General features: G+C 42.9%; 18 protein-coding genes and 1 pseudogene. 9 read left to right on the top strand and 10 right to left on the bottom strand.

Annotation, left to right across the window (positions count from 1 at the left end):
- Window positions 1–128: 128 nt before the first annotated feature.
- The 7 genes and pseudogenes from JMW94_RS13900 to JMW94_RS13870 form a co-directional block, all read right to left on the bottom strand.
- A pseudogene (locus JMW94_RS13900) lies at window positions 129–368 on the bottom strand (trimeric intracellular cation channel family protein); the annotation flags it as partial.
- 112 nt (window positions 369–480) lie between these two features.
- Window positions 481–1,116, bottom strand: coding sequence for a trimeric intracellular cation channel family protein (locus tag JMW94_RS13895; RefSeq protein WP_201604790.1), 636 nt, complete (start codon window positions 1,114–1,116; stop codon window positions 481–483).
- Window positions 1,117–1,242: 126 nt separating this feature from the next.
- Window positions 1,243–2,397 (bottom strand): multidrug resistance efflux transporter family protein, encoded by a 1,155-nt coding sequence (locus JMW94_RS13890; RefSeq protein WP_201604789.1) that lies wholly within the window; start codon window positions 2,395–2,397, stop codon window positions 1,243–1,245.
- A 61-nt stretch (window positions 2,398–2,458) separates the two neighbouring features.
- Window positions 2,459–3,190: a 7-carboxy-7-deazaguanine synthase QueE gene (queE, locus tag JMW94_RS13885; RefSeq protein WP_201604788.1), complete on the bottom strand. Its 732-nt coding sequence runs from the start codon at window positions 3,188–3,190 to the stop codon at window positions 2,459–2,461.
- A gap of 241 nt (window positions 3,191–3,431) precedes the next feature.
- Window positions 3,432–4,253: a 2,3,4,5-tetrahydropyridine-2,6-dicarboxylate N-succinyltransferase gene (gene dapD / locus JMW94_RS13880; protein ID WP_060491477.1), complete on the bottom strand. Its 822-nt coding sequence runs from the start codon at window positions 4,251–4,253 to the stop codon at window positions 3,432–3,434.
- Between the two features lie 143 nt (window positions 4,254–4,396).
- A complete protein-coding gene (locus tag JMW94_RS13875) occupies window positions 4,397–5,353 on the bottom strand; it encodes an alpha/beta fold hydrolase (protein ID WP_201604787.1) in 957 nt (318 codons plus the stop codon).
- Between the two features lie 135 nt (window positions 5,354–5,488).
- Window positions 5,489–7,222, bottom strand: coding sequence for an amidohydrolase (locus JMW94_RS13870; protein ID WP_201604786.1), 1,734 nt, complete (start codon window positions 7,220–7,222; stop codon window positions 5,489–5,491).
- A gap of 534 nt (window positions 7,223–7,756) precedes the next feature.
- Between JMW94_RS13870 and arsS the strand changes: the two genes are divergently transcribed.
- From arsS to JMW94_RS13850, 4 genes are read left to right on the top strand one after another with little or no spacing between them, the layout of a single operon-like run.
- Window positions 7,757–8,755 (top strand): arsenosugar biosynthesis radical SAM (seleno)protein ArsS, encoded by a 999-nt coding sequence (gene arsS, locus JMW94_RS13865; protein ID WP_201604785.1) that lies wholly within the window; start codon window positions 7,757–7,759, stop codon window positions 8,753–8,755.
- 12 nt (window positions 8,756–8,767) lie between these two features.
- Entirely contained in the window at window positions 8,768–9,631 is an 864-nt protein-coding gene (locus tag JMW94_RS13860) for a DUF547 domain-containing protein (RefSeq protein ID WP_201604784.1), read from the top strand.
- A gap of 30 nt (window positions 9,632–9,661) precedes the next feature.
- Window positions 9,662–10,381, top strand: coding sequence for a TIGR04283 family arsenosugar biosynthesis glycosyltransferase (locus JMW94_RS13855; RefSeq protein ID WP_201604783.1), 720 nt, complete (start codon window positions 9,662–9,664; stop codon window positions 10,379–10,381).
- Window positions 10,382–10,398: 17 nt separating this feature from the next.
- On the top strand, window positions 10,399–11,037 hold the full coding sequence (locus tag JMW94_RS13850) for a TIGR04282 family arsenosugar biosynthesis glycosyltransferase (protein WP_201604782.1): 639 nt from the start codon (window positions 10,399–10,401) through the stop codon (window positions 11,035–11,037).
- Between the two features lie 113 nt (window positions 11,038–11,150).
- On the opposite strand, the gene mtnP is transcribed toward JMW94_RS13850, so the two are convergent.
- Window positions 11,151–12,056 (bottom strand): S-methyl-5'-thioadenosine phosphorylase, encoded by a 906-nt coding sequence (gene mtnP / locus JMW94_RS13845; RefSeq protein WP_201604781.1) that lies wholly within the window; start codon window positions 12,054–12,056, stop codon window positions 11,151–11,153.
- A gap of 509 nt (window positions 12,057–12,565) precedes the next feature.
- On the opposite strand from mtnP, the gene JMW94_RS13840 reads away from it, so the two are divergent.
- The 3 genes from JMW94_RS13840 to JMW94_RS13830 are packed head-to-tail and all read left to right on the top strand — an operon-like array spanning window position 12,566 to window position 16,188.
- Window positions 12,566–13,585 (top strand): TAXI family TRAP transporter solute-binding subunit, encoded by a 1,020-nt coding sequence (locus tag JMW94_RS13840; RefSeq protein WP_201604780.1) that lies wholly within the window; start codon window positions 12,566–12,568, stop codon window positions 13,583–13,585.
- Window positions 13,566–14,126 carry a DUF1850 domain-containing protein gene (locus JMW94_RS13835; protein ID WP_227685537.1) on the top strand — a complete coding sequence of 187 codons (561 nt, stop codon included), beginning with the start codon at window positions 13,566–13,568 and terminating at the stop codon, window positions 14,124–14,126. Before JMW94_RS13840 ends, JMW94_RS13835 begins: the two co-directional genes overlap by 20 nt.
- A gap of 10 nt (window positions 14,127–14,136) precedes the next feature.
- Window positions 14,137–16,188, top strand: coding sequence for a TRAP transporter permease (locus tag JMW94_RS13830; protein WP_413786201.1), 2,052 nt, complete (start codon window positions 14,137–14,139; stop codon window positions 16,186–16,188).
- A 126-nt stretch (window positions 16,189–16,314) separates the two neighbouring features.
- On the opposite strand, the gene lipA is transcribed toward JMW94_RS13830, so the two are convergent.
- A complete protein-coding gene (lipA, locus tag JMW94_RS13825; protein ID WP_055123860.1) occupies window positions 16,315–17,358 on the bottom strand; it encodes a lipoyl synthase in 1,044 nt (347 codons plus the stop codon).
- Window positions 17,359–17,532: 174 nt separating this feature from the next.
- Window positions 17,533–17,943, bottom strand: coding sequence for a carboxymuconolactone decarboxylase family protein (locus JMW94_RS13820; RefSeq protein WP_227685538.1), 411 nt, complete (start codon window positions 17,941–17,943; stop codon window positions 17,533–17,535).
- A 485-nt stretch (window positions 17,944–18,428) separates the two neighbouring features.
- Here JMW94_RS13820 and acnB point away from each other — a divergent pair, with 485 nt between their 5' ends.
- Window positions 18,429–21,032, top strand: coding sequence for a bifunctional aconitate hydratase 2/2-methylisocitrate dehydratase (acnB, locus tag JMW94_RS13815; protein WP_201604776.1), 2,604 nt, complete (start codon window positions 18,429–18,431; stop codon window positions 21,030–21,032).
- Between the two features lie 191 nt (window positions 21,033–21,223).
- Window positions 21,224–21,700, top strand: coding sequence for a hypothetical protein (locus JMW94_RS13810; RefSeq protein ID WP_201604775.1), 477 nt, complete (start codon window positions 21,224–21,226; stop codon window positions 21,698–21,700).
- Window positions 21,701–21,808 lie beyond the last annotated feature (108 nt).

Below are 21,808 nucleotides of genomic sequence, written 5' to 3'. Positions count from 1 at the left end.
CAGCCCTGATCTAAACCCTATCGAGAAAAAGTGGGCACAGGCTAAGTTTCTACGCCAAGGGTGGATGGAGAATAATTTACCAAAACTGTTTCAGGATATGGGCTGTATCTCTTTTATTATAGACTGATTATATCCACCATCCAAAATAGTGGATGGCGATCTAAAATGACATCACGCACAGTGCCGCCACCGATAGCGGTGACAATAGACACCAGTAAACAACCAAAAACATCGAAATTTTTGTGTTTTGCCAGTATCGTGCCTGAAATACTACAAGCGATAATACCAATCATATCAAAAAGGTAAATGAGAGAGCGTGGGTCAAACGTAGTGATTAGTGCTGAAGGGTTCAATGCGATAGCCAGCATGAGCAAGTCTCACTAAGTTTGTATGATGATTGTCTGATTATTTTTAGCTCATTTAAAAAGTAAACGATTGAATTGAGGACACGCCCTAGTGTTTAAACCATATGAATCGGTCTTATTTCACCAAACGTATAGAAGGCAGGTGCCAATCAAAACGCAATGCTAGCATCCGTACAGCAAAGATAACGCCCAGCATAACAAATTCATTCAATCCAGCATTTACACCCAAACGATCAAGCAGCAGATAAGTGATCGAACCTACAATACTAGCAGAGATATAAATCTCGCGTTGAAGTACCAGCGGTATCTCATTACAGATGATATCGCGTAGCAGACCACCAATAATAGCCGTCCAAACCCCCATCATAATAGCGATAATAGCTGACATATCTTGTGTCAATGCTATCTTAAAACCAATCACGCTAAAAGCCGCCAACCCAATGGCATCGAACAGCTTCAATGCCTTATCAATCTTATGATACAGATGAAAGAATATTTGTAAAATAAGCGATGTCACTGTGATGACGATCACATAATTGAGGTCAGTCATCCAAAAGAGCGGATGACGGTCTAGCGCCATATCACGTAGTGTACCGCCGCCGATAGCATTGACCATCGCAACCAAGATACAGCCAGCAATATCAAAGCCTTTGTGCTGTGCCAGCAGTGTACCTGCGATCGCACAAGCAATCACACCAACCATATCTAATAAATATAATAAAATATCAGGAAAAATTAAATCATTAACCATGATTATATTACCAATATAATGGCCATCAAAATAGATTGGCTGGGCTGGGCTGGGTTAGATTAGGTTAGTTTTGAAGTTGCTTATATCAATAATTTAAATAGAGTTAACCTAACTTTAGGTAGTAGTTTAACCATCTTTTGCAAATAGAATAAGCCCAACGATAATCAGAGCAATACCTATTAAGCCCATCGCTGATGGCAAAGTATTATTGAGCAATAGCATACCGCCAATTAAGGCAAATATCACTTCACTTGCCTGAGTGGCATCAACCCCAGCCACTTCGCTTGAAGTTTCCGCTTTTTCACGGGCATATAAAAAGATACTGGTTGCCGCCACGCCTGCCAATAGAGCCACAAGTAAGGTATTGAATACCTGCTTAGTATCAGGCAAATCCGGATGAACGATAAGACCCAAAACCAACCAAAATGGCAAACTGCCCAAGGTCATTAACCATACTTTGTTAAAGGCATTTTGTAGGAGGGTGGTTTTGATAGCAGGTATACGTGCGATTAAAGTTTGCAGCAAAGAGCTCGGCAAGGTTTGAGTAGGGTGGTTAAGGTTTAAGGAATCGACCGCGTCCGACGTATAACTCATATCGGCTGACAATGCAGGTGCTTCTGTAATAAGTGAGGTGGTTTTTTTACTAATCTCGTTGGCTTGGATATCACTTTTTTGAGTGCTGGTAGGCTCGGCATTACGCTTGCGCGCATTGTAAGATACCTGCCAAACCAACTGGTTACCAATGGGATAGCTAAAGGCAGCCACTAGGGCAGGCACGGCACCATAAAGCAGCATATCTTTCATAGGCACTGCATCAGCATTTAGCAAAGAAGCGGCATGCAGTCCTTCACTGATATTGACCAGTACCACACCAGCAAATACTAATAACGCATATACAATGAATTTTTTATCAAAACGTTGTCCGAATGTTAGCAAAACGAGTAGGCTTGCAACCACTGTAAACATAAAGGTCGCGGCGACTACCCAGCCTGCGACATGATCAGCCGCGTAGCATATTCCTGTATAAAAAATTCCAAAACCAATACTGCCCGTAAGACACCAAAAGCCCCAATGTTGACGGAATATAGTCATCAGCTCTGTAATACGCCCAAAACCATGCTGCATAATTATAATAGCCGTGAGTATTAGCCACATAAATGCATAGCGAAGGCTAGCTGACCAAAACCAATGCCCACCAGCCGCACTCATAACTTCGTTTAACACAAACGTCGAGCTAAAAAATGCCCCCGATAATAAGCCCAATAAAATGAGTTTGACCATACCTATATTCCTATCCTTGGGTCGCTATTTATGTTGAATATCCGTTTAGATGATTGGGCTATTATTTACCTTTAGCATCTGCCCAGATGATTTTATGCAGTTGCAATTGGAAGCGTACGGGCAGCGCGTCAGCCAACATCCATTCTGCAAGTTCGCGCGCCAACAAAGGTACATCGGGGCTGACTTCGTCGTCGATATCCTCTGCGACATTAAACATCGGCGAAAACCAAACCGTATCGACCAATTTATTTAATTTATGCTCAGACAGCTTGGTTTTCGCCCAGTCGTAATCTTCACGATTCATAATGACAAATTTAATTTGGTCATGCTGAGTGAGGTGGTCGAGATTTGACCATAGATTCTTATCGACTTCACCTGAGCTTGGCGTTTTGAGATCCATGACTTTACTGACCGCTTTTGGCACGTTTGCTACCGTGAGCGCGCCTGCGGTTTCAAGCGAGATTTCATAACCGTCGCTCAGTAAGCGCTTCATTAGTTCAATGGCGTTCGGCTGAGCTAAAGGCTCGCCGCCAGTCAGACAAATACGCTTGCAAGGATAGCTTTTGATGGTTTCTATAATGGTTTCTAGCGACTGCCGCTCGCCGCCAGTAAAGGCGTATTCAGTATCGCAATAGACACAGCGAAGTGGACAGCCGGTCAAGCGCACAAATATCGTTGGCAGGCCTGAGGTCAGCGCTTCACCTTGCAAAGAATAAAAGATTTCTGTCAAACGTAGACCTGCTTCAGGATCAGTGACAGGAATGGCGGCGGTGCGTAATAGTGATTCACTCATAATATGTCAAATACAGTTAAAGATTGATAATGGGATGAGGTATTTATCAATGGTAATAAAAAGGCAGGTTCTGGTATGGGCGTTTTGCGTTTGGATAAAGCCAAACCAAAAAAAGGGATTATAACGCACCACCCTCTATTAAGCTGCAAAAAAGACGCTGAAGTTTTCTTCAGCGTCTTTAATAAAGAGGATCTGTCGCTGTCCGTACGGTTTGGGTACGAGACTTTAAGTATTAAAAATACTAAGCTAAACGTAATAACTCATTGACTGATGTTTTAGCGCGGGTTTGTGCATCGACTTTTTTGACGATGATAGCAGCATATAAGCTATGCGTACCATCTTCTGATGGCAAGCTACCCGGTACGACAACAGAGCCTGCTGGTACACGGCCACGATGAATCTCACCCGTTTCGCGATCATAAATGCGCGTTGATTGACCAATAAATACACCCATCGAGATAACAGCGCCTTCTTCGACGATTACGCCTTCAACGATTTCAGAACGTGCACCGATGAAGCAGTTGTCCTCAATGATTGTTGGATTCGCTTGCAATGGCTCTAATACGCCGCCGATACCAACGCCACCTGATAAATGCACATTTTTACCAATTTGGGCACATGAACCCACGGTCGCCCACGTATCTACCATCGCGCCTTGATCGACATACGCGCCGATGTTGACATACGACGGCATCAATACCGCACCTGCTGCGATGAACGAGCCTTTACGAGCAACAGCGGGTGGTACAACACGTACGCCTGATTCTTTGAACTGTGCTTCGGTCCAGTTGGCAAACTTAGTCGGAACTTTGTCATAGAATTGCACATGTTCGCCCGCTGCCTGAACATAGTTGTCGTTTAAGCGAAAAGAGAGCAAAACGGCTTTTTTTGCCCACTGGTTCACGACCCATTCGCCATCCTTTTTTTCTGCAACGCGCAATGTACCGTTATCTAGTTGCTCAAGCACTTGATTAATAGCATCACGCACGTCCTGTGGCATCGTGCTTGGGCTGTATTCGTTACGTTTTTCAAAGGCTTGTTCGATGGTTTGTTGTAATGACATAAAGGTTCCTAAAGTTAGTGGAAGGTAAAGCATATATTATCGTTAAATAACTCGCATGACTTGGCGTAAAAACTTGCTTACCGTATTGTCGCTAATTTGGCGACTTTTAGCAAACGAGTTAACCGCCGAGATGAGCGCTGCGGTTAATTGTCTGAGCTATGGCTTTCTATCCATTCTAAGATATCTTCATAAACGGTTTGGTGGTCTTTTTCATGCAAAGGCTCATGACGCATGTTTGGGTAGAGTTGGATATCTACTTGACTGAAATTTTGCTTGTTTAAGCGCGTGACAATTTTGCGGATGCCGTTACCCATATCTCCAATAGGATCATCTTCGCCACTGATAAATAGCATCGGGAAGTTTTTTGGAATAGTCATTGCCCAGCCTTTGTTTAAGCCAGTTTCCATCAGAAAGAATAATGTCATAAAGCCATTATTGGTGAAATCAAAGCCCGTTAAAGGATCTGCTTCATAGGCTTCAATGGCGGCAGGATTTTCAGTTAACCATGCAAATTCTGATGAAGAGATGCGATCTTCAAGCTTACTATTCAAGACTTTATTCATCACCTTGGCAAACATTGCATTTGGTTTTTTGGGTGCTACTTTTGCCAGTACTTTATTGACTGGGAGTAGTACTTTAGTCAAGGGGTTGGCATCTGCTGTACCCATCAAAATAGCACCTGTAAAATTGTGTGCATGGTGCTTTAGGACATTACGCACAATAAACGAGCCCATAGAGTGACCCATTACAAAGTGCGGCACGTCAGGATGGCGGTTTTTTAAGCTATCTGCCATGACAATGACGTCTTTTAGCAGGGACTGTACTGGATGATCTTCACCAAAAAAACCTAAATCGGCTGATGTTTTGACGGTTTTTCCATGTCCCAAATGGTCATAAGTTGCCACTGCGATACCATTATCCGCTAAAAACTGAGCGAAGTCTGCGTAACGTCCGCTATGCTCTGCCATACCGTGGACAATCAGTAACGTGGCTTTTACCGCTGTGTTTTCATGGCTTGGTTCAAAAAAATTATGATGCAAGTAATGAATATTATCGGAGGAGAGAATGTGGTCGTTACCTGTATCGGTGTTGGTACTCATATAGGGTTCCTTAAACAGTTTTAATGAATGTTTTTAATAAATAGCTTTAATGGTTCATCATCTTAATAAATAGCAGGCATGATGATTTGAAATCGCCTGCTAAAATTTGGCTTATTATACGGCGCTTACCATGAACTATTGTACTGGACGTTGGTAAATCGTTTGACCTTTTTTAATGGTTGTGATGACTTTGATGTCTTTGAGCTTGCTTGCCTCTATGGTTAATGGGTTGGCATCCAAGATAACCAAATCAGCCAGTTTTCCGGGCGTCAAGGTGCCTTTGCTGTCCTCTTCAAAATACTCATAAGCAGCATTGCTGGTAATGGCTTTTAACGCTTGATACGGCGTCGCTCGCTCATTTTTACCAATGATTTTACCTGAGCGCGAAGTGCGATTGACTGCTGACCAGACTGTAAATAGCGGGTCAACAGGTGTCACTGTGTCATCAGAGTGATTGGTGTATTTAAGTCCCATTCTATCAGCAGTGGCGATCGGGCTTGAAAAGTCGGCACGTTTTTTACCTAAGTTTTTAACGTGTACGTCTCCCCAAAAGTAAGTATGGTTGGTAAAGAAGGACGGTACCATATTGTATTTTTTGAATGCGGCTAGCTGATCAGGTCGGGCAAATTGAGCATGAATGGGCACAGTACGGCGATCTTTATCAGCTGCTTGACCAGTCTTTTTGACCGCATACTCGTGTGCCTTGATGAGCATATCGGTTGCGCCATCACCATTATTATGGATAAAGAGCTGATTGTCACGAGCATAGGCTTTGACAAACATCTCGTTCAGCTCATCTTGGCTGACACTTGGTAGACCGCGGCAGCCCTTTTCACAATCTGGAACTGGTGTGAGATAAGGTTGGCTAAAATAGGCGGTCTTGCCTTGTGGCGAGCCATCTGCGACGATTTTGGTACCCTGTACTTTAAAACCGTTTTTATAGGTTTTCCAGACGAAGTTTTTATCAGCCAAATTCTCATCTAAGTCACTCACTCCTGCCAGTGCGACCAAGTCAATTTTGAGCTTACCTGCATCGGCTTGTTTTTGAAAAAACTGAATGGTGTTTCGAGCCGTTGAGCCATTTTGTGCCGTCGTTATGCCATTCTTTGCATAATACTCTTGCGTCTGCTCAAAGAATTTGCCTTGATTCGGGGCTAACACTTCTAGCATATTGCGCACGAACGGATACATCGCCGTTTCTTGTACGAGACCGTTTGGTTCATTAGAGCCTTTAATTCGAGCAATATTACCGCCTGGTGGATTTTTACTGTCAGCAGTGATATTCATCATGGCCAGCGCCTTGCTGTTTGCGACGCCCATGTGACCACTTGTGTGTTGTAAATACACTGGATTGTTTGGCAATACTTTATCAATTTCGCTTTTGGTCGGATGACGCCCCTCAGCGAGCTGAGTTTCATCATAACCCCAACCAAAGATCCAGTCGCCATCAGCAATGTTATTGTCCACTTTATACTCTTTTAGCGTTTGCATCATTTTGGGAATACTATCGACTTGACCGATGGGCGGCGGGTTGAGATTGACCTGACCCATGGTGTTCGACACCATATCAAAATGACTATGCGGATCGATAAAGCTGGGTAATAAGGTTTTATCTTGTAGATTAATCTGTGCGGCATTTTTATATTTCGATTGCGCCTCTTGTAAATTGCCCACATAGGCAATCTTGCCCGCTTGGGTGACTAAGGCTTCAGCCATTTGTGGCTGATCGCCCTCCATCGTGATGATGTTGCCATTGTAATAGACAGTTGCTGAGTTGCTCATATCCTTGGGCGCGGTCTGCATGGTGGTGCAACCTATGACACTCATTAATCCAATGCTCAGTACAGTTGGTTTTAGTAATGTGCTCATATTCATTACGTTATCCTTAAAGGTGATTTGATGCTTACATCCGTGTGTCATAAGCATTGGTACGTGGTGGGCTTTCTATATTCTAAAAGTATTCATATTTTATCAGTGAATGTTGTTTTAAAAGATAGGAATGTTGCAACCAATTTAGCGATAAAGCCTTGTGCGGTCAATGCTATTTAAGAGTTTTGCACTGACAACTGTGGCATTGCCAATTGGATGAGAAGGTCGATCTATAAAGCTGCTGAATATAATATCTTAACAGCCAAATTGACAAGTGCTGTATGACATCCTACGAGACGTCATGCTCATTTGGCATAAAAGATGAAAATCACGATATTAGTTGTCAATATTGTTTCACAATCAGGTATGATTAATTAGATAAATCGTAAAGTGATAAGGCTAAAAATGAGATGATAATTTTATGAAATAGTCATAAAAAGCAATTGCTTGCGTGTGAATTTGTCTTTTTTAACCTTTTGTTTTTGCGTCATCATTTTTGCTTTAGAGGTGCTACCAACGGGGTTTTATACCATTATGAAATCAACTATCGAATTACTCGAGCACACGGATTTCCCAGCGATCAAACGTCGTGAGTTAACCACGCTACAGGTCAATATGGGTTACTTATGCAATATGTCTTGTGTGCATTGTCATGTGGCTGCCAGTCCTTACCGCACAGAGATGATGTCGCGTGAGTTGGTTGAGTTGATTCTAGAAGTCTTACAAGCACAAAATATTGAGACGCTTGATTTAACGGGCGGTGCGCCTGAGATGCATGAAGACTTTAAGTATCTGGTCACAGCCGCACGTGCTTCGGGTGTAAAAGTAATTGATCGCTGTAATCTGACTATCCTGATGGAAGAAGGCTTTGAGGACATGGCACAGTTTTTGGCAGACAATGCGGTCGAAGTGGTGGCTTCTCTGCCATGTTATTCATTAGAAAATGTTGATAAGCAGCGCGGTAAAGGCGCATTTGATGACAGTATATTGGGATTGCATAAACTCAATGCGCTTGGCTACGGCAAGAAAGGGTCAGAGCTCACGCTGAACCTTGTCTATAATCCGCAAGGTGCGACGCTGCCACCCAATCAACAGCAGCTTGAAGCAGATTATAAGCGCGAGTTAAAAGCGCATTTTGATATCGAATTTCATCAGTTATTTGCCTTGACCAATATGCCCATTCAGCGTTTTGGTGCGGTGCTATTGGCTAAAAACCAATTCCATCCCTATATGGATTTGCTCAAAGCCAATTACGTGGCTGCCAATTTAACCGAAGTCATGTGCCGATCGACCATCAGTGTTAATTGGTTAGGAGAGTTGTTTGATTGTGACTTTAACCAGCAATTAGAGATTCCAGTGCCCAACAAGTCCCGTCGGCATCTAAGCGATTTGTTAACGCAAAATCCTGCTGGCGATGACATTGCCATTGCAGATCATTGCTATGGCTGTACGGCAGGGCAAGGAAGTAGCTGCGGTGGTGCGCTAAAAGAAGAGAAAACAGATCAGACGATAGAAAAAACATCATCGATTTAAATGGAGTAACTCATGTCAGTATTGAATAGCCGAAGACCTAATAGTCCAAGATTGAATAGTAAAAGTCTTTTTTTAAGCAGTGGTTTATTAATAAAAACGGCAGTGACCACTTCTATACTGTTAGCCAGTATGGCAAGTTATGCGGATTTTAATCATAGCACTTGGGATAGTTTACTGAATAAAAACGTTACTATGACCAATGGTGGCAAAGCCTCAGTCGTTAATTATAACGGTATGAAAGCGGATCAAAGCAAGCTTGATAGCTATATGGCGGCGACTAGCAAAGTCAGTCAATCAGAGTTTAATGGTTGGAGCAAAGATGAGCAATTAGCATTTTTGATCAATGTCTATAATGCTGGAACGGTAGAGCTGGTTTTGACCAAATATCCTAACATCAAGTCGATTAAAGATATTGGTGGAATATTTGGTTCGCCATGGAAACAGGATTTTGTCACGCTATTAGGCAAGAAGCGATCGCTTGATGACATCGAGCACAATCTAATCCGTGGCTCTAAACGCTACAACGAACCGCGTATTCACTTTGCTGTAAATTGTGCGAGCATCGGCTGTCCTGCGCTATTAAATGATGCTTTTACAGGCAGTAAATTAGATAAGCAATTAGAGCAAGTGACGAGTAAGTTCCTCGCGGATAGCAGTCGCAACCGTCTCAAAGGTAATACGTTAGAGATATCACCAATTTTTAAATGGTATAAAGAAGACTTTGAGACTAACTGGCGCGGTACTAATGATTTAGAAGGGTTTTTGGCTCGTTACAGCTCGTCTTTAGGGCTTAATAAGTCGCAAACCACTGATCTAAAAGCGGGTAAAACGAAGATTGGCTATACCAATTATAATTGGAGCCTTAATAAGAAATAATGGTAATAACAAGTAAGAGTACTGCTAACTATGACGGCTATTGCGACGGTTTCTATTATTATTCCAGTGCTCAATGAGGCAGATAATTTGCCTTTATTGTTTGATAATATCAACAAGCTAAATCCAAACCCGCAGCAAGTGATATTGGTCGATGGTGGTTCAAACGATGATTCTATTGGCATAATCCGCAGTTTTATTGATGAGTTAATGCCTGATAATGATCGTAAAATTGATTGGCAAATGACTGAGTCTAAAGCAGGGCGCGCGCTGCAAATGAATACAGGCGCAGCGTTAGCAACTAGCGATGTATTACTATTTTTGCATGCCGATACGCAATTGCCAATTAACGCTATCGATAGCGTTTTTAAAGCGATGAAACGGGCAGAGTGGGGACGTTTTGATGTGCGGATAGATAGTCGTCAACCGACACTGCGATTGGTCAGTCAAATGATTAATTGGCGCTCACGGTTGAGCGGAATCGCGACAGGCGACCAAGCTATTTTTATTAGCCAGTCTTTATTTGAGCGAATCGGTAATTATCCTAACCAAGCCTTAATGGAAGATATTGAGCTTTGCAAACAGTTAAAAGGTATTGCTAAACCTGCTTGTTTAAAAAGTAAAGTCATCACATCGGCAAGACGTTGGCAACAGCATGGCACTTGGCGGACGATTATTTTGATGTGGCATCTACGTTTTGATTATTGGCGCAACGTATCAGCTGATAATATCAAAGCGCGTTATTATAAATAAATGAACAAACTCTTACCATGAATCAAAACCAACAAACTTGTATTATTCTCTTTGCCAAATTCCCCGCACAGGGTATGGCAAAAACGCGTTTGCAGCCAGCTCTTGGTATTGAAGGTGCCGCGAAAATGGCGCATAAACTGCTATTGCATAGCATTGAACAAGCTGTTGCTACTGGCTTTACGGTTGAGCTATGTGTCAGTCCTGCGCCGACAGATCCATGCTGGCAAGCGCTTAATTTGCCTGACTCGCTGCAATGGTCAGCACAAGCAGATGGTGATTTGGGTTTGCGTATGTTAACCGCCAGTCAGCAAGCATTAGCACGTTTCGAGCACGTTATCTTGATAGGTACGGACTGTCCGAGTCTTACAACCATTCGTATTCGACAGGCTGCCCAGCAGTTAGAAACACAAGATAGCGTCATGATTCCCGCTTTTGATGGTGGTTATGTGCTGTTTGGTTTTAAGCAAGTTGCTGCTCGCTTATTTAGCACTATCGAATGGAGTACGGCGAGTGTAGCGAAAGTCACTCAACAGCGCTTGGTAGAATTGAGCTGGTCTGTAGCGTTGTTAGCGCCTTTGCCTGATATCGATGAGCCTGAAGATTTGTGTTACTTGCCAAATGGCTGGCTTGATGGTTATAAAGTTATTAAGAATTGAGAATGCCTTATCATTCGAGGTTTTTAGGTGTTAAAAAGTCATCAAACTATTTTGTTGACCCTATTAGGTTGATTATAGTTCGATGGCTTTTTGGTAATCATAAACTGGTATGGCTAAGGCAGTAATGCTGAAAGTCTGGTTTTAGTCTCTTCACTCATCGCCTCTACTGGTGTGACTAACGCTTGAGCTAAAGCCGTATGGGCAATAGAGTCGGGCTGTTCTACAGCGAGTAGGGCGACCGCTTGCTTAATCACTGCTTGAGCATTTTCAGCATTTTTCATTAAATTTTGAATCGCATAGTCTGCACTAACGGCTTCTTCGGTAGGGTGCCAACTATCAAAGTCTGTGACCAATGCGAGCGTTGCGTAAGCCATACTCGCTTCACGTGCAAGCTTGGCCTCTGGCATATTGGTCATACCGATGATGTCCGCTTGCATCTGCCGATACCAGTTGGATTCTGCACGAGTTGAGAACTGCGGCCCTTCGATACAGATATAAGTGGCTTTTGCATGACATTGACCTTCGGCTATCTGCGCATGAACATAAGCACGCGTTAGAATATCCGCGACTTTAGGACATAAAGGATCAGCCATCGCGACGTGTGCCACTGCACCTTCCCCAAAGAAACTACTTTTTCGATGCTTAGTCATATCGATCATTTGATCGGGAATGACCATATCTAAGGGCTTAAGCGCTTCTCTTAATGAGCCCACTGCCGATACCGAAATGACGTAACGTACGCCCAAAGTTTTGAGGGCATAAATATTGGCACGATAAGGCAATTCGGAAGGGGTGAATTTGTTACCTTGACCATGACGAGTTAGAAAAGCGACCTTTACGCCATTTAATTCACCTAAGACAATGTCATCAGAGGGTTTGCCGTAAGGCGTCGATATGCTGACACTGCGTTTATTGGTTAAATCTTGCATCTGATAAAGACCACTACCGCCAATGATGGCGATATCGGCAGATACCGATACCGATACTGCCGCTGACTTTTCTACACTAGATATTGTCATAAAGTTTTTCCCTATTTTAGAGTAACAGATAACGTTGCCAAGATATGTGGTGACGAATTTATAAATTTAGACGGGATCTACTTTAAGTGAGCTGCCTTACAAGATAACCGCTTAGGGTTTATATATAAAATATAATCAATCCTACAGTATGGTAAAAGTGCATTAAGAGCTACCATCTAGTCATTTTATATCAGTATTTTTTGGTCAAATGACCTCGTTTATATTTAGATGATTATAAAGGTTTACAATAGACACAGACTTTGGTTAAATGAATTATATTATGAAACATTGTTCCGCATAGCAAAACTATATTTGGCTATTGATTCATTACAAGAACTGCTGCGCCTTCACTTAAATAGCTTCGCATATAAAGTGTGAGTGTAGAGGGAATCTGGATGGCAGTTTATTTATAGCAAGAATTGCTATATTATTACAGGTCTGTAACGCATCACTATTGATATATTGATGTCGTTAAGTGTATTAACTCGATTATTTCAAGGATGAATTCAATGCTCAACTCTCTAAAATCCCCGTTACTTTTATCAGCAATGTTAAGCGCCACTTTAGGTCTGACGGCATGCTCATCACCAAGTTCAGAAAGTACAGACAGTACGGCAACAGATAGCGCTGCTACTGACACTGCCGCCGACAAGCTTGACACCAAGTTTCTTACCATCGCCACTGGCGGAGCATCTGGCCCTTATAACATCATCGGCACTTCATTATCAGAGGTTTATGTCAAAACTTTTGGGGTCAACTCAAAAACGCAAACCACTGGCGCTTCAGTCGAAAACGTCAACCTATTAACCCAAGGTAAGGTCGATATGGTGCTGGCGCTCAGTGATGTGGTCACTGATGCGATCGAAGGCAAAAACAACTTTGATAAGCCGATAACCAACATCCAACAGATTGCAGTTTTGTATCCTAATGTGGTGCAAATTGTCACTACCAAAAAATCTGGCATCAAAAATATTGAAGACCTACGTGGTAAGCGCATCGCTGTGGGCGATCAAGGCTCTGGCACAGAAGTAAATGCTCGGACGCTATTGGAAGGGTTTGGTATCACATATGATGATGTGACCGTTGACTATTTAGGCTTTGCGGAAGCAGCGGACGGTATGAAAGCGGGTAAAATTGAAGCGGCTTTCTTTAGTAGTGGTCTGCCAAACTCTTCATTGATGGAGCTAGAGCAGGGCTTAGACTTACAGTTGATCACCATCAATCAAGAAAAGCTAAAAGAAATCATTGCGACTAAGCCTTACTTTAAGACTTTTGAGATTCCTGCTGGCACTTATGGCAATGACGCCGCGATTCCAACCGCAGCAATCATGAATGCTCTATTGGTTAGCTCTGATTTGTCTGAAGCAGATGGTTACAAGCTGACCAAAGCGTTATTTGACAATTTAGACGGTCTAAAAACAGCGCACCAAGCAGCCAATGATATTAGCTTAGCAACCGCTCGTGAAGGTATGGTTGCTCCTATTCATCCTGGCGCTAAAAAGTACTATGATGAGCAAGCAGCTAAATAAGCGATTAGGGTTATTAATTGGCGTGGCAGGCATTGCCGCGCTGGTTTTTGTTACGCTATGGCATCTCTTTGTCCGTCAGCCTGTGGTGGAAGTGCGTGTCGCAGGCGTTGACGGTGCTAATGATAAAGTGTGCTACTTTGTCGAGCCAAATTTTCAACTGCGTTGGATACACTCTGTAGAAAAACAATGGTGGGAAGAGCAATACCAACGTATAGACGGCAGCAGTACAGAAGACGCTGAATTGCTACTGACAACCACTTATTTTGAAGCTTTTGGGGCGGGTACACCCTCAACCGAAGCGCTTGCTACGATACAAAAACCTGGCTATCTGGGTTATCAAATCAATGAGAAATTGCCTAAGCTTAATTGGGTGGTCTCACGGCTTACCAAAGGTGAGATTGACTATGGTAACTACCAGATGCTCATTCATCGCTGGGTGCCAGACTATTCTGAAGTAACGATCATGCCGAAAACGTATGGTTTCATTGATAGATTTAACAAGGATTTGTGTCATGAACTCCCAAGTGATGGATCACAATAATGTGACAACGATGTCAGATAACCATATCAATAACGACTTGCTTATACATTCCAACACGGATGCTGATACTCAGGTCGACGCTGAACTCGAGGCGCAAGCCCACAAAAAAGCCATATTAGAAAAGTATGATAGAGAATCCATCACAAGGCACATCACTCAAGGACCAGTGAAGTATTTTATCGCTGGACTTTGCATTTTATATTCACTGTTTCATTTATATATCACCTTTAATCCCATGCCAGCGCTGCTACAGCGCTCTGTACACGTGGGCATTGGTTTTGCCTTAATTTTCTTAATTTTCCCAGCGAGCAAAAAAAGCAGCCGTCAGCGCGTCGCATGGTATGACTGGATATGGTTTGCCCTGTCATTGTCTGGGATGGCTTATCTGATATATGAATATCAAGATATCGTGACCTCGCGTGGCGGTATGGCCAATCAGATGGATGTGATATTTTCGCTGATTACGGTGGTCTGCGTATTAGAAGGTAGTCGCCGTATCACAGGTTGGATTTTACCGATATTGGCAGGGATATTCTTGGCGTATCCGTTTGTCAGCCATTTGGATTTTATGCCAGACCGGTTACTGACTCGTCCTTATGATATGGGTGATATTTTTGGTCAATTATTCTTAAAAACGGAAGGTTTATATTCTGTTGCGATTGGTGCATCGGTCACTTTTATCTTTTTATTCATTCTTTTTGGTGCATTCTTAGCGCGCTCGGGAATGGGACAGCTGTTTAATGATTTGGCATTGGCAATTGCGGGTCATAAAAAAGGTGGTCCGGCAAAAGTGGCGGTCATCTCTAGTGGTTTTATGGGCAGTATTAATGGCTCTGCTTTGTCAAACGTGGTCAGTACTGGTGCTTTTACCATTCCGTTGATGAAAAAGGTTGGTTATCACAAAGATTTTGCGGGTGCCGTTGAGGCGAGTGCCTCTGTTGGCGGGCAAATATTACCGCCGATTATGGGCGCGAGTGCCTTTATTATGGCGGAGACAACAGGCTTGCCGTATAGCACAATTGCGTTGGCGGCCTTATTGCCAGCGATATTGTATTATCTGGGCGTCATTGCACAGGTGCATTTTCGCGCTGGTCGTCGTGATCTAAAAGGTATCGCTAAAGAAAGCTTGCCAGCCGTGAAAGAAGTATTAAAAGCCCGCGGTCATATGCTGCTACCGATTGTATTTTTGATTTTCTTATTGATCAGAAATGTGCCCGTTGGTTATGCAGCGGCTTATACCATTGGTTTTACTGTCGTGGTTAGTATGCTGCGTAAAGAGACCAGAATGGGTTTCTCTGACATTTTGGGTGCATTAGAAGATGGTGCACGCCAGTCGCTCGCGGTAATGGCTGCTTGTGCAGTCGTCGGTATTATCATCGGAGTCGTGAGTCTAACCAGCTTTGGAACGGTGATGACCTCATCAATTGTCACACTTGGTGCAGGATCGTTATTTTTCACACTCATTTTGACCATGCTTGCCTCGATGGTATTGGGCATGGGACTGCCGTCTATTCCTGCCTATATTATTACAGCAACGATGGCAGCACCAGCCTTAGCTGGTTTTGATATTCCAATTTTATCAGCGCACATGTTTGTTTTTTACTTTGGTATTTTTGCCAATATTACACCGCCTGTGTGTCTAGCCGCCTTTGCTGGTGCGGGCATATCTGGTGGCGATCCGATGAAGACAGGATTTTTATCGCTCAAACTGGCACTCGCCGGATTTATCGTGCCGTTTATGTTTATCTATAGTCCAGCGATGTTAATGATTGATCCTACTGGGCTTGCGGTAACTGCTAAGGACTTCCCGCTACCACCTATTATCGATATTATCACGGTAGTATTGACGTCAATTACGGGTGTTATCGCACTTAGTGCAGCATTAGAGGGTTATTTTAAAAGCGATATGAGCCCAGTAACACGCGTTATTTTGGCAATCGGAGCTTTGCTGTTAATCTATCCTGGAATAACGACTGGTCTAGTGGGTGGCATGATCGTTATTGCTATCGCCATCCTTAATACTAGAAACAGTGGCGAGCCAACGCCTACTTTAACCATTTAAGACGTTGCGGTTGAAGGTTTTAAAAATCTACTAAAGCTAAAAAAAGGGTGAATAACATAAAATGTTCTTCACCCTTTTTACATGCTCAACTTAATTTTTAAGTATTAGCTCATTAAACCCCGACACTTAGCAGCCAAGTTTGCCTTCTGCTGCCAATGCTTTTTTGCTACGAATCGGTGCAGGGCAGTCTTCACCGTAATATTGACGATCGGCAAAATAGCTTGAGCGTACCATTGGGCCTGCCCAAATGTTAAAGAAGCCGATTTTTTTACCATAATCCATATAACGCTGGAACTCGTCTGGATGGACATAACGATCGACAGGCGCGTGGTTTTTACTAGGTTGCAGATACTGACCAACCGTAATCATATCCACATTGTGCGCTTTTAGATCATCAAGCAATGCGTAGATTTCTTCTTCGGTCTCACCAAGGCCAACCATAAAACCGCACTTGGTCGCGATATCAGGGCGACGCTCTTTATAGAGTTTGAGCAAATCTAACGAATGCTGATAGTCAGAACCTGGACGGAAGGCTTTATATAAACGAGGCACGGTTTCGATGTTATGGTTAAAGACATCTGGCGGTGTTTCAGTTAACAAGTCTAGCGCGATATCCATACGACCACGGAAATCAGGCACCAAAATCTCAATTAAGCAGTTTGGGCTTAGCGCACGCGACTCATTCAATACTTCTACGAAATGCATCGCGCCGCCATCTTTTAGATCGTCACGATCCACAGAGGTGATTACCGCATACTTAAGCTGCAAACCTAAAATAGTCTCGGCAGTGTGGCGCGGCTCATCTGCATCTAGCTCATTAGGACGACCATGACCGACGTCACAGAACGGACAGCGACGGGTACAGATATCACCCATAATCATAAAGGTCGCGGTGCCATCAGCGAAGCACTGCGGCAGGTTAGGGCAGGCCGCTTCCTCACAAACGGTATAGAGCTTTTGCTCACGCAAGGTGGCTTTGATACGAGCCACTTCAGCAGGCGAGGACATTTTAACCCGAATCCAATCTGGCTTTTTCTTGGCCTCGATGGTCGGAATCACTTTAATTGGGATACGGGCAACTTTATCGTAGCCACGTAGCTTTTCGCCTTGAATGGCTTTTTTAGGTTTGACCTTAGCAGCAGGCACATGTGTTTGTACGGCAGTTGTCATAATAAAGTATCTCTTAACCCTTTATAGTATAAGGGTTTATGGAATTATTAGAATGTGTTGTGAGTGAGGATATTATAGCAGAAACTTAGGGGCTAATTTTCAATGAATAATGTTTAACTGATCATTTTGAGGTGGATCATTAAGGCTACTATGGTTTGTCTCGCAACCATAGTTTTAAATATCTATATCAATATCCAACTCATTCAGGATTTCTATGGCAGCACGAAACGCTTCTTGGGTGGCAGGTGCCCCGCAATAAGGCAAGCTGTGCATTAATATTTCTCGAATCTCAGCGACACTTGCGCCATTATTGATGGCACCTCGAATGTGCCCTTTTAGCTCAGTCGGGCTTTTTTGTGCAATTAAAAAAGCAATGGTGATTAATGAGCGGTATTTGCGTGGCAATACTGAGTCATCTTGCCATGTGCTGCCCCAAGCGTGTTCGATAATCCAGTCTTGTAATGGTTGGGTAAATCCAGTCGTGCTGTCAAGCGAGCGTTTGACATGTGCCTCACCCATTACTTCGGTGCGAACTTTCAGACCGTTTTGATAATTAGAGTTGCTCTTTATATGGTTGTTTTCCATATCGCTGTTTTCTCTATTTTTGTTTTCCATTGCACTACTATCCATATCATCATCCTTAATGTTTATTCGTTTAGTATATGGTTAATAAAAGCTGTTTTTTCAAGCGTTATTTTTCTAAGTGATATTTTCTCTAAGCTATCGTATCAAGATGATATTTTATCAAATAATATCCTACAAAGCGTCTAGCAGTCACAGCGTCTTTATTTAATCATAAACCGAGCGGTGTTTGACTAAAATGACAAGCTGTATATCGATTGTGAAAGGCTGCTCAATCATATTGTTGATGGTACTATTTATATAATAAATGTTCAATATGAGCCCTTTATAACCGCTTTATGAGCCTTTTAAAGGCTGAGCCATTAACATTTAGGGCGTTTTAAGCTATGATTGCACCAATAATTATTCCATCTAGTATATAGACGCAGGCGGTCATGCTGACTACCCACGTAATGTACTAATACTCCCAACTGACGAGGACGACTATTGTGTTAGAAGCTTATCGTAAACATGTCGAAGAACGTGCTGAGCTAGGAACGGTTCCGCTACCACTGAATGAAAAACAAGTAGCAGAGTTGGTTGAACTACTAAAGAATCCACCAGCAGGCGAAGATGCGTTCTTGATGAACCTGCTAGAAAACCGTATTCCTGCTGGCGTTGACCAAGCGGCTTACGTTAAAGCAGCGTTTTTAGCAGCGATCCTTAAGGGTGAAACCTCTTCACCACTTATTAGCAAGCAAAAAGCCGTTCAAATCCTAGGCACGATGCAAGGTGGCTACAACGTTCAACCATTGGTTGCGGCACTGGATGACGCGGAAGTAGCACAAGATGCTGCTGAAGCGTTGAAAAAGACGTTACTGGTGTTTGACGCGTTCAATGACGTGACTGAAAAAGCAGAAGCGGGCAATGCTATCGCTAAAGAAGTGGTTCAATCTTGGGCTGACGCTGAATGGTTCTTGAACCGTGATGCTGTACCAGAAAAAACCACTTACACGACGTTTAAAGTGACTGGCGAAACCAACACCGATGACTTGTCGCCTGCGCAAGATGCGTGGAGCCGCCCTGATATCCCATTGCATTCATTGGCTATGCACAAAAACTCTCGCGACGGCATCACTGCTGACGAAGAGGGCGTTGTCGGTCCAATGAAGCAAATCGAAGCGTTAAAAGAAAAAGGCCATCCACTCGCTTATGTTGGTGACGTGGTAGGTACAGGCTCTAGCCGTAAGTCTGCGACCAACTCAGTATTGTGGCTGATGGGCGATGATATCCCTAACGTGCCGAACAAACGTGGTGGCGGTTTAGTACTTGGTAACAATATTGCACCTATCTTCTTTAACACCATGGAAGATTCTGGCGCATTGCCCATCGAAAAAGTAGCCGTTGATAACTTAAACATGGGTGATGTGTTTGACATCTATCCGTATGAAGGCAAAATCACTAAGCATGATTCAGATGAAGTGCTGTCTACGTTCAAATTGAACTCACCAACATTGCTTGATGAAGTTCGTGCTGGCGGTCGTATTCCATTGATCGTTGGTCGTGGTTTGACCAATCGTGCTCGCGCGTACATGGGTCTTGGACATTCAGATATCTTTGCTAAGCCAGAAGAGCCAGTTGATACGGGTAAAGGCTTTACCCTAGCGCAAAAAATGGTTGGCAAAGCTTGTGGCCTGACAGGCGTACGTCCGGGCATGTACTGTGAGCCTAAAATGACCACAGTCGGCAGTCAGGATACGACTGGTCCGATGACTCGTGATGAGCTAAAAGATTTGGCTTGCCTAGGTTTCCAAGCAGACTTAGTAATGCAGTCATTCTGTCATACTGCCGCTTATCCAAAGCCAGTTGACGTTGAAACTCAGCACACACTACCTGACTTTATCATGAACCGTGGCGGCGTAAGCTTACGTCCTGGTGATGGTATCATTCATAGCTGGTTGAACCGTATGCTATTGCCAGATACCGTTGGTACTGGTGGTGACTCGCATACGCGTTTCCCAATGGGTATCTCATTCCCAGCCGGTTCTGGTCTAGTAGCATTCGCTGCAGCGACTGGTGTTATGCCACTTGATATGCCTGAATCTGTCCGTGTCCGCTTCGTTGGCGAACGTCAGCCTGGTATCACTCTACGTGACTTGGTCCATGCGATTCCTTATCAAGCGATTAAAGAAGGTCTATTGACCGTTGATAAGAAAGGCAAAATCAACGAGTTTAATGGTCGTATTCTTGAAATCGAAGGTCTAGAAGACTTGACCGCTGAGCAAGCATTTGAGTTATCTGATGCCTCAGCTGAGCGTAGTGCTGCTGGTTGTACCATCACTTTGTCTGAAGCGTCAGTGACTGAGTACTTAAACTCAAACATCACGCTACTTAAGTGGATGATCTCAGAAGGCTATGGCGATGCGCGTACTATCAGCCGTCGTATCGAGCATATGCAAGAATGGCTAGCGAACCCAAGTTTATTGCGTGCTGATGCTGATGCAGAATACGCTATCGACATGACTATCGATATGAGCACCATCAAAGAGCCTATCCTTTGCTGCCCGAACGATCCAGACGATGCAAAAACGTTGGCTGATGTCGCCGGTGATACCATTGATGAAGTATTCATTGGTTCATGTATGACCAACATTGGTCATTTCCGCGCTGCTGGTAAATTGCTACAAGATGTCCCAGCAGGTAGTTTGAAAACTCGTCTATGGATTGCACCACCTACTAAGATGGATGCGCGTCAGTTGATGGAAGAAGGTTACTACAACATCTACGCTCAAGCCGGCGCTCGTACTGAGATGCCAGGTTGTTCACTATGTATGGGTAACCAAGCACGTATCGCACCGAAGTCTACGGCGGTATCGACGTCAACTCGTAACTTCCCGAACCGTCTAGGTCAAGGCGCTAACGTATACCTAGCTTCTGCAGAGCTTGCAGCCGTAGCAGCGGTACTTGGTAAGTTGCCAACCAACGAAGAATATCAGCAGTACGCTGGTATGCTTGATAGCATGGGCGAGGAAGTGTATCAGTACATGAACTTCGATCGTATGGATTCTTATACTGAAGAAGCCGACAAAATTAACGTTGCTCAATTGACCTAATCTTGAGTATACAAGCTTTTAAAATTAGAAGCTTTATACGTAAGACAAAAAACCCCCGTATCGTGATGATGCGGGGGTTTTTGTTATGAGAAAAGAGAGATAGATGATTTTATATAGTTTTTTGCGTAGACTATTCAAACAGTTTGGTTTGATATATATATTAAATATAAAAATATTTAGAGGGTGTATTTGTGAAGTTTGAAGATTATTATTGCATGAGACAAATAGAAGAGAGAGGCCTTAAAAGTGAAAATGTTGCTACTAATAAAGAATATACTGATTCCTTAGATGAGTACCGCCAAATTGATGATGTTATTCTTGATTTTCATAATAATTTTTATGTTTTTGAGGATTTTTCAAATAAACTTTATACATTCATGCTTTTAATAGTTATGGTTTTTTTAGTATTGAGCTTTAGCTCTTTCAGCTTTTTATCACTATCCATGGCAAGTTTAGAATTTTTAAAATATTTTTTTGATATACCTGTTGAAAAAGTTTTTATAATAAAAGCATGGTATACCTCTATAGGATCAATCGTAATTTCAGCAATTTTATTTGCTTTTTTTCTGTTTTTAAGAGATAAAGGGTATCAAAGTAGCTATTACAAAAGGTTGTTAAAAACTGATAAGACTAGTAATGAGTATATTAGTATAGTCAGTTTAATATAAAATCGATACAGCCCATATCATGAAATAGTTTAGGCAGATTATTTTCCATCCATCCTTGGCGTAGAAATTTAGCCTGTGCCCACTTATTCTCGATAGGATTTAGATCAG

The sequence above is a fragment of the Psychrobacter immobilis genome (assembly GCF_904846185.1).
GTDB classification, from domain to species: Bacteria; Pseudomonadota; Gammaproteobacteria; order Pseudomonadales; family Moraxellaceae; genus Psychrobacter; species Psychrobacter immobilis_B.
Note: the sequence above shows the minus strand (reverse complement) of the source record. Positions and strands in the feature narration are given on the sequence as shown.

Bases quoted from the DNA above. Each gene is read 5' to 3' on its own strand.
- JMW94_RS13820 (WP_227685538.1), bottom strand. From the start codon at position 17,943: ATGGAAAACAACCATATAAAGAGCAACTCTAATTATCAAAACGGTCTG.
- JMW94_RS13860 (WP_201604784.1), top strand. From the start codon at position 8,768: ATGTCAGTATTGAATAGCCGAAGACCTAATAGTCCAAGATTGAATAGT.
- dapD (WP_060491477.1), bottom strand. From the start codon at position 4,253: ATGTCATTACAACAAACCATCGAACAAGCCTTTGAAAAACGTAACGAA.
- JMW94_RS13850 (WP_201604782.1), top strand. From the start codon at position 10,399: ATGAATCAAAACCAACAAACTTGTATTATTCTCTTTGCCAAATTCCCC.
- JMW94_RS13830 (WP_413786201.1), top strand. From the start codon at position 14,137: ATGTCAGATAACCATATCAATAACGACTTGCTTATACATTCCAACACG.
- JMW94_RS13835 (WP_227685537.1), top strand. From the start codon at position 13,566: ATGAGCAAGCAGCTAAATAAGCGATTAGGGTTATTAATTGGCGTGGCA.
- JMW94_RS13895 (WP_201604790.1), bottom strand. From the start codon at position 1,116: ATGGTTAATGATTTAATTTTTCCTGATATTTTATTATATTTATTAGAT.
- queE (WP_201604788.1), bottom strand. From the start codon at position 3,190: ATGAGTGAATCACTATTACGCACCGCCGCCATTCCTGTCACTGATCCT.
- mtnP (WP_201604781.1), bottom strand. From the start codon at position 12,056: ATGACAATATCTAGTGTAGAAAAGTCAGCGGCAGTATCGGTATCGGTA.
- JMW94_RS13875 (WP_201604787.1), bottom strand. From the start codon at position 5,353: ATGAGTACCAACACCGATACAGGTAACGACCACATTCTCTCCTCCGAT.
- JMW94_RS13840 (WP_201604780.1), top strand. From the start codon at position 12,566: ATGCTCAACTCTCTAAAATCCCCGTTACTTTTATCAGCAATGTTAAGC.
- JMW94_RS13870 (WP_201604786.1), bottom strand. From the start codon at position 7,222: ATGAGCACATTACTAAAACCAACTGTACTGAGCATTGGATTAATGAGT.
- JMW94_RS13890 (WP_201604789.1), bottom strand. From the start codon at position 2,397: ATGGTCAAACTCATTTTATTGGGCTTATTATCGGGGGCATTTTTTAGC.
- JMW94_RS13855 (WP_201604783.1), top strand. From the start codon at position 9,662: ATGACGGCTATTGCGACGGTTTCTATTATTATTCCAGTGCTCAATGAG.
- lipA (WP_055123860.1), bottom strand. From the start codon at position 17,358: ATGACAACTGCCGTACAAACACATGTGCCTGCTGCTAAGGTCAAACCT.
- arsS (WP_201604785.1), top strand. From the start codon at position 7,757: ATGAAATCAACTATCGAATTACTCGAGCACACGGATTTCCCAGCGATC.